6 protein-coding genes and 1 pseudogene are annotated in these 7,619 nt (G+C 73.9%); 2 read left to right on the top strand and 5 right to left on the bottom strand.

Annotation, left to right across the window (positions count from 1 at the left end):
• From RZ84_RS09800 to RZ84_RS09810, 3 genes are all read right to left on the bottom strand, one after another.
• A partial coding sequence (locus RZ84_RS09800) for an ArsA family ATPase (protein ID WP_241777637.1) occupies window positions 1-920 on the bottom strand: 920 nt, incomplete at its 3' end.
• A gap of 2 nt (window positions 921-922) precedes the next feature.
• Window positions 923-1,405, bottom strand: a complete 483-nt coding sequence (locus tag RZ84_RS09805; protein WP_043263988.1) for an SRPBCC family protein — start codon at window positions 1,403-1,405, stop codon at window positions 923-925.
• A gap of 145 nt (window positions 1,406-1,550) precedes the next feature.
• The gene (locus RZ84_RS09810; RefSeq protein ID WP_107068100.1) at window positions 1,551-2,327 is read right to left on the bottom strand and encodes a metallophosphoesterase family protein; all 777 of its coding nucleotides are present in this window, start codon (window positions 2,325-2,327) and stop codon (window positions 1,551-1,553) included.
• 274 nt (window positions 2,328-2,601) lie between these two features.
• Between RZ84_RS09810 and RZ84_RS09815 the strand changes: the two genes are divergently transcribed.
• The gene (locus tag RZ84_RS09815) at window positions 2,602-4,398 is read left to right on the top strand and encodes an AMP-dependent synthetase/ligase (RefSeq protein WP_043263989.1); all 1,797 of its coding nucleotides are present in this window, start codon (window positions 2,602-2,604) and stop codon (window positions 4,396-4,398) included.
• Window positions 4,399-4,612: 214 nt separating this feature from the next.
• Here the strand turns inward: RZ84_RS09815 and RZ84_RS09820 are convergent, their stop codons facing one another.
• Window positions 4,613-5,755: a glycosyltransferase family 4 protein gene (locus RZ84_RS09820; RefSeq protein WP_043263990.1), complete on the bottom strand. Its 1,143-nt coding sequence runs from the start codon at window positions 5,753-5,755 to the stop codon at window positions 4,613-4,615.
• 236 nt (window positions 5,756-5,991) lie between these two features.
• On the opposite strand from RZ84_RS09820, the gene RZ84_RS09825 reads away from it, so the two are divergent.
• Window positions 5,992-7,272 (top strand): glycosyltransferase family 87 protein, encoded by a 1,281-nt coding sequence (locus RZ84_RS09825; RefSeq protein ID WP_043263991.1) that lies wholly within the window; start codon window positions 5,992-5,994, stop codon window positions 7,270-7,272.
• Here RZ84_RS09825 and RZ84_RS40870 read toward each other — a convergent pair.
• Window positions 7,229-7,619 (bottom strand): annotated as a pseudogene (locus RZ84_RS40870) (hypothetical protein); the annotation flags it as partial. The gene RZ84_RS09825 and the pseudogene RZ84_RS40870 overlap by 44 nt on opposite strands.

Below are 7,619 nucleotides of genomic sequence, written 5' to 3' on the forward strand. Positions count from 1 at the left end.
AGGCCGGCGGTGACCGGCCCGTCGAGCAGTTCGCCGAGTTCGTCGATGCCCTGCGGGTCGCGGCCCAGGTGCCGCACCTCGTGCACGGGGACGTCGGGGAACTCCTCGCGCAGCGCCTTGAGGGCGGTCTGCTGACTGCCGGAGAGCCCGGCGAGGAAGGGGTCCGCGGAGCCGGTGGGCAGCAGCCGGTTGACCAGTACGCCGTCGGTGCGGCGGCCGTGCAGCGCGAGCCCGGCGCGCAGCGTGCGCAGGGTGGCGGCGGCGACCGGGCCGGCCTCGGTGACCAGGCGTACAGAGGTGCCGGGGGCGTCCACCACCCGCTGGACGGCGGCGAGTTCGCTCTCCCAGCGCTCGGCGGCCTCGTACAGCTTCTGGGCCGGCATCGGGACGCCGGCGAGCTGGGCGAGCACCGGGCGCAGCGCGCGGGCCGCCTGGCGCTCGGGCGGCAGCAGGCGGCGGAGGTAGCGGCGGACCTGGGCGGGCAGGGCGAGCAGCCGGATCGTTTCGGCGGCCGGCGGCGCGTCGACGACCAGCAGCTCCCAGTCGCCCGAGGCGTGGGCGGTGCGCAGCGCGTGCAGCAGCGCGAAGTCCTCGGAGCCCGGGAGTTCGGTGAGTTCGTCCTCGTCGAGGGGGGCCGCGCCGAGCAGGTCGAGGGCCGCGCCGGCGCGCTCCTGGAAGGAGAGGAACTCCCGGCGGAAGCGGTCGGCGGGGTCGATCCGGCGGGCGTGCAGACCGGGGGCACCGGCTATCGGGGTGGGCGCCGCCACACCGGGGCGGGCGCCCAGCACCGCTTCCGGAGCGCTGCTCTGGGTGGTGAGCAGCAGGGTCCGCGCGCCCTGCCGGGCACCGGCCAGGGCGGTCGCGGCGGCGAGCGTGGTGCGGCCCGCGCCGCCGGGGCCGGTGACGAGGACGGTCCGCACGCTCAGCGCTTCTCGGCCTCGTCGCCGGACGCCTGCGGGGCCGCGGGACCGCTCTCCACGCGCTTCTTCAGCCCGGCCAGCGCCCGGTCGATGATGACCTTCTCAGCCTTCCGCTTGATCATCCCGAGCATCGGGATCTTGACGTCGACGGTGAGCTGGTAGGTGACCTCGGTGCGGGTACCGCCCTCCAGCGCGGCGAGCCGGTACGAGCCGTCCAGGACGCGCAGCATCTGCGACTTGACCAGCGACCAGCTGACCTCGTTCTCGCCGCTCCAGGTGTAGGCGAGGGTGTGGTCGTCCTTGATGGCGCCGGCGTCCAGCACCAGGCGCACCTTCTCCGCGCGCCCCCGGTCGTCCTTGGCGAGCACCTCCGCCTCCTTGACCTCTCCGGTCCACTCCGGATAGCGGTCGAAGTCGGCGATCACTCCCATCACCTCGGCCGGTGCCGCCTCGATCGTGATGTTCGAGCTGGTGTGTTCGGCCATCGCCGTGACTCCTCCATGCCGATTCATGCCGGTCCCCGGACCGCTGAAACGCGGTGTCTGTGCTGCTGAAGGCTACCGCGCGGCGGAACCCGCACCGACACCAGCAGGCCGGGAACGACAGGCCGGACGGCCGCCGCCACCGGGCTCACCACTCCAGGACATACGGCGTCCCGGTCGCATTGAAGTGGCCGACATTGACGCATTCCGTACTGCCGATCCGGGCCCTGCGGGCGAGCGGTTGGTGGACGTGCCCGAACAGGGAGTAGCGCGGTCTGGTGGTGCGGATGGCGTGCAGCAGGGCCGCGCTGCCGCGCTCGAAGCGGCGGGCGACGGTGTCGTAGCAGAGATCGGGGACGTCCGGCGGGATATGGGTGCACAGCACGTCCACCTCGCCGACCGCCTCGACCTTGGCGGCGTACTCCTCGTCGCTGATCTCGTACGGGGTCTTCATCGGGGTGGCCAGGCCGCCGCCGACGAATCCGAAGACCCGGCCGCCGATCTCCACCCGCTGGCCGTCAAGGACGGTGGTGCCGGGCCCGGCGTATTCGGGCCACAGGCGCGGCATGTCGACGTTGCCGTAGGTGGCGTACGTGGGGGTGGGGAACGCGGCGAAGAGGTCGGCGTACTGCCGTCGGACCGCGCCCTCGATGACCGCCTCGCGGCCCGCGCCCGTCCGGTCCAGCTCGCCCCACAGCCGGCGGCCCAGCTCGCGGGCCTCGGCGAAGCGGCGGGCGGTGCGGAGCTCGACCAGGGTGTCGGCGTTGGCGACCCCGAAGAGGTCGGGGAAGATGCCGCGCGAGTGGTCGGCGTAGTCGAGGAAGAGGACCAGGTCGCCGAGGCACACCAGGGCGTCGGCCCCGTGCCCCGCCGCGGCGAGGTCCCGGCTGTTGCCATGGACGTCACTGACCACATGCACGCGCATGGCGTCACCCTAGATCCCTCCGCCCACGCGGCGGGAGGCCGGTCCGGTGCCCGCGGTTACTTTCGGGTCACCATTGGCCTGGTCTAGTCTGCGCGGTGCAGTCTTGTGACCTGTCCCCAGCATGTGACGCATCGAACATCTGGCTGCGACCCCCTATCCCAAAAGCAATACCGGTGGGTAACGTCCGGGCAGTCCGATCCCCCCGCATGATCATGGACCGCAAGCCGGTGCGCACACAGCGTCGTGGTGCCGGCGCTTTCGAGGAGCAGCAGTCTTGCGCGAGTTCAGCCTTCCGGCCCTGTACGAGGTCCCCGCGGACGGCAACCTGACGGATCTCATCCGCCGAAATGCCGCGCAGCACCCGGATGTTGCGGTCCTGGGACGGAAGGTGAACGGGTCGTGGCAGGACGTGACCGCCGCCGCCTTCCTCGCCGAGGTCCGCGCCGCCGCCAAGGGCCTGATGGCCGCCGGCATCCGGCCCGGCGACCGGGTCGGCCTGATGTCGCGCACCCGCTACGAGTGGACGCTGCTGGACTTCGCCATCTGGAGCGCCGGCGCCATCACCGTCCCCGTGTACGAGACCAGTTCCGCCGAGCAGGTCCAGTGGATCCTCGGCGACTCCGGCGCGGTGGCCTGCCTGGTGGAGACGCCCGGCCACCAGGCCACCGTCGAGTCGGTCCGCGACCGGCTGCCCGACCTGGCGCACATCTGGCAGATCGAGCGGGACGCGATCGCCCGGCTGCGGGCCGCCGGCGACGACATCTCCGACGCCGAGGTCGACGCCCGCAGCGCGCTGGCCGACGCGGACTCGCCCGCCACGATCGTCTACACCTCCGGCACCACCGGCCGGCCCAAGGGCTGCGTGCTCAGCCACCGCAGCTTCTTCGCGGAGTGCGGCAACGTCGTCGAGCGGCTGCGCCCGCTCTTCCGCACCGGCGACTCCTCGGTCCTGCTCTTCCTCCCCGTCGCGCACGTCTTCGGCCGGCTGGTCCAGGTCGCCTCGGTCATGGCGCCCATCAAGCTGGGCCACGCGCCGGACATCAAGAACCTCACCGACGACCTCGCCTCCTTCCGGCCGACGATGATCCTGGGCGTCCCCCGGGTCTTCGAGAAGGTCTACAACTCGGCGCGCGCCAAGGCCCAGGCCGACGGCAAGGGCAAGATCTTCGACAAGGCGGCGGAGACCGCGATCGCCTACAGCCGCGCGCTGGACACCCCCGCCGGGCCGTCGTTCGGGCTGAAGTTCACGTACAAGGTCTTCGACCGGCTGGTCTACGGGAAGCTGCGGGCCGTCCTCGGCGGCCGGGCCGGCCACGCCATCTCCGGCGGCGCCCCGCTCGGCGAGCGGCTGGGCCACTTCTACCGCGGCATCGGCTTCACCGTCCTGGAGGGCTACGGCCTCACGGAGTCCTGTGCCGCCACCGCCTTCAACCCCTGGGACCGGCAGAAGATCGGCACGGTCGGCCAGCCGCTGCCCGGCTCCGTCGTCCGGATCGCCGACGACGGCGAGGTGCTGCTGCACGGCGAGCACCTCTTCAGCGAGTACTGGAACAACCCGACGGCCACCCAGGAGGCGCTGTCCGACGGCTGGTTCCACACCGGCGACATCGGCACCCTCGACGAGGACGGCTACCTCGCCATCACCGGCCGCAAGAAGGAAATACTGGTCACCGCGGGCGGCAAGAACGTCGCCCCGGCCGTCATCGAGGACCGCATCCGCGCCCACGCCCTGATCGCCGAGTGCATGGTCGTCGGCGACGGTCGCCCCTTCATCGGCGCCCTGATCACCCTCGACGAGGAGTTCCTCCCCCGCTGGGCCGAGGAGCACGGCCACCCGGCCGATGTGAAGCCCGCCGACATCGCCGGCGACCCGGAGCTGCTGACCGCCGTCCAGCGCGCGGTCGACGACGGCAACGCGGCGGTCTCCAAGGCCGAGTCGGTCCGCAAGTTCCGTATCCTGCCGACCCAGTTCACCGAGGAGTCGGGCCATGTCACCCCGTCGCTGAAGCTGAAGCGGAACGTGGTGGCCAAGGACTTCGCCGAGGACATCGAGGCGATCTACCGGGGGTAGCCCGCGGGGACCTGCCACGTGCGGGTTTGCGGCAGGGCCGGCACCGCCGGGCCGCGCCAAACGGGTTGCTCGCCGTCGCGGCGGGAAATGATCCTGCGGCTCGGGCCGGGGAGCAGCGTGGCCGCTCCCCGGCCCGAGCCGCATGTGCCTCCTCCGCGGCAGCGCTCGACCACGACGGTGGATCTTTCGTAGCCGTACGTGGCCACATACGCGTCTACAGCAGTTCCTTCAGCCGCTCCGCCAGCAGGTCCCAGCGCCACTTCTCCTCCACCCAGGCACGGCCGCGCTCGCCCATGGCGCGGCGCAGCGCCGGGTCCTCGAGGAGGGTGACGAGGCGTTCGGCGGTGGCCGCCGGGGAGCCGCCGGGGACCACCCAGCCGGTCTCGCCGTCCAGAACCGCGTCGGGAGCGCCGCCCGAGTCGCCCGCGACGACCGGGAGCCCGGTGGCGGACGCCTCCAGGTAGACGATGCCCAGGCCCTCCACGTCGAGACCGCCGCGGCGGGTGCGGCAGGGCATCGCGAAGACATCGCCCGCGCCGTAGTGGGCCGGCAGTTCCTCCCAGGGGACCGCGCCGGTGAAGCGGACCGCGTCGGCGACGCCCTTCTCCAGGGCCAGGGCGTGCAGTTCCTCCTCGTACGGGCCGCCGCCCACGATCAGCAGCACCGCGTCCGGCACCTGAGCGACGACCGCCGGCATCGCCTCGATGAGGGTGTCCTGGCCCTTGCGCGGAACGAGCCGGGAGACGCAGACCACCACCGGGCGGCCGGCGAGCCCGAGGCAGGCGCGCACCGCGTCGCCGCCCGAGCCCGGGTGGAAGGTCTTCTCGTCGACGCCGGGCGGGAGTTGGACCATCCGGGCGGCGGCTTCCGGGGTGAGCGCGGCGGCGATCCGCGAGCGGGTGTACTCGCCGAGGTAGGTGAGGGTGTCGGTGCCCTCGCCGATCCGGCGCAGCAACTGCCGGGCGGCGGGCAGCTGTGCCCAGCCCGCCTCGTGGCCGTGCGTGGTCGCCACGATGCGGCGGGCGCCGGCCGTCCGGAGCGCCGGGGCCATCAGCCCGAGCGGCGCGGCGGCCCCGAACCACACCGAGGAGCAGCCGTGTTCGCGCAGCAGGGAGACCGCCCGCCGGGTCACCCGCGGCGTCGGCAGCAGCATCGTCGTACGGTCCCGCACCACGGGGAACGGCTGCTCGGCGTCGAAGGCGGCGGTGGCCGCGCGGCCCTCCTCGCTCCGCTTCCAGGTCGAGGCGTAGACCACGACCTGCGAGGGGTCCAGCCGCAGCGCCATGCTGTGCAGGAAAGCCTGGATGCCGCCCGGCCGGGGCGGGAAGTCGTTGGTGACGATGAGGGTCTTGTGCACGGTGGTCTCTCGGCGGACGGGTCGGTGGGCAGCGCCGGCGGGCGGTCCGGCTCCCGGCGGCAGGGGCGGTTGGGCCCGACAGTACCGGGTAGGCGGCCCGCCGCGAGCGGCGCGCCCCGGCACACCCGGCCGGACCCCTCCCGCCACACCCGCACGGCGTTCCGTGATCATGTGACTCCGGGCCCCCGACGTCATCATGCAGTCGGGCAGGGCGGCCGACGACCGACGGGGAGACGATGAGCAGCACCGGCAGCAGGGCACGCACGGCGGGACTCCCGGTGGTGGCATGGGCCGCGACCCGGGCACTGTTACTGCTGTGCGTCCTGGGGGTGCTGGTGCTCCCCGGCCCGGACGTCACCAGCGACGTCTCGACGACGTACCAGGGCTGGTCCGAGGTCCTGAAGGCCGGCAGCTTCCCCCTGGACGACGTGACCTGGCAGTACCCGCCGGCCGCCGCCCTGCCCGTCCTCGCCCCCGGCCTGCTGCCGTTCCTCCCGTACGCCACCGCGTTCGCCGTACTGGTCCTGGCCGCCGACGCCGCGGTGCTGGCGCTCCTGCTGCGCGCCGGGCGCCGGGCCGGGCACCGCACCGCGGGCGCCTGGGTGTGGACCATCGGCGTCGCGCTGCTCGGCCCGACCGCGTACGCCCGCTACGACCTGATGGTCACCGCGGTGGCCGTCGCCGCGCTGTACGCGGCGGTCCGGCGCCCCCGGGTCGCGGGCGCCCTGATCGCGTTCGGCGCACTGCTGAAGGTCTGGCCGGCGCTGCTGCTGGCCGGGGCGCCGCTGCGCGGGCGCCGGGCGCGCGCCTTATGGGGCCACGCGGCGGGCTGGGCCGCCGGGCTGACGCTGTGCGCCGTGGCGCTGGCGCCGGGCGCGCTGGCGTTCGTGACCTTCCAGCGCGACCGGGGCACGGAGATCGAGTCGCTGGGCGCGCTGGTCTTCCACATCGCCCGGCACTTCGGCTGGGGCGGCGAGGTGCTGCTCAACTACGGGTCGGTGGAATTCCTCGGCCCCGGCGTCCCGTTGGTCAGCGCCCTGGCGCTGGCACTGACCGCCGCCGCCCTGGGCTGGCTGGTGCTGTGGCGGCTGCGCGCCGGGGAGCTGACCGCCGCGGTGCTCCCCGACGCCGCGTTCACCGCCACCCTCCTGTTCACCACCACCAGCAGGGTGATCAGCCCGCAGTACCTGCTGTGGCTGGTCGGGCTGGCCGCGGTGTGCCGGACCGTACGGGGCAGCCGGCAGGGGTGGCCGGCTGCCCTCGTCCTGCTGGCGACCGGGGTCACCCTGCTGGAGTTCCCGATCTGCTTCTCGGACGTGGTGGGCAGCACCACCCAGGGCGTCACCCTGCTGCTGGTCCGCAACGGCCTGCTGGTGGCCGCGTCGCTGAGCGCCTGCCGCCGGCTGTGGGCCGCCACCCGCGGCGGCGCGGGCGCCGCGGCGCGCGCCGGGGTGCCGGGCGCGCGCCCCTCGGTCACGCCAGCTGGCGCTGCACATACACGCGCCACATCGCGGTGAACTCGGCCAGCCCGACGCCGAGTTGATCCCGCAGCGCGCGATCCACCGCCGCGTTGCGGGCGGACTGCCGGTCGCCGCCCGCCGCGGGCGGCGCGGACGCCGCCGGAGCCGCGGGGCCGGCCGTCCGCGCCTCCATCGGCGCCTTCACGGCCCCCGCAGCCGTACGGACCCCGCGGCGCCCGATGTCCCGGTAGAAGGCGATCAGCCGGGCCTCGCCCCACTTCTCGGCGATCATCCGGCAGGCCAGCCAGCCGCCCTCGTACGCCGTGGCCAGCCGCTCCGCCCCGGCCCGGAAGCCGAAGTCGCCGTCGGTCGGCAGCTTCCGCGGCTCCCCGCCCGCGGGCCCC

It is taken from the genome of Streptomyces sp. CT34, from assembly GCF_000805335.1.
In the GTDB taxonomy this organism is placed as follows: Bacteria; Actinomycetota; Actinomycetes; order Streptomycetales; family Streptomycetaceae; genus Streptomyces.

Excerpts from the sequence above, each read along its gene's own strand:
- RZ84_RS09805 (WP_043263988.1), bottom strand. The coding sequence starts at position 1,405 with ATGGCCGAACACACCAGCTCGAACATCACGATCGAGGCGGCACCGGCC.
- RZ84_RS09810 (WP_107068100.1), bottom strand. The coding sequence starts at position 2,327 with ATGCGCGTGCATGTGGTCAGTGACGTCCATGGCAACAGCCGGGACCTC.
- RZ84_RS09825 (WP_043263991.1), top strand. The coding sequence starts at position 5,992 with ATGAGCAGCACCGGCAGCAGGGCACGCACGGCGGGACTCCCGGTGGTG.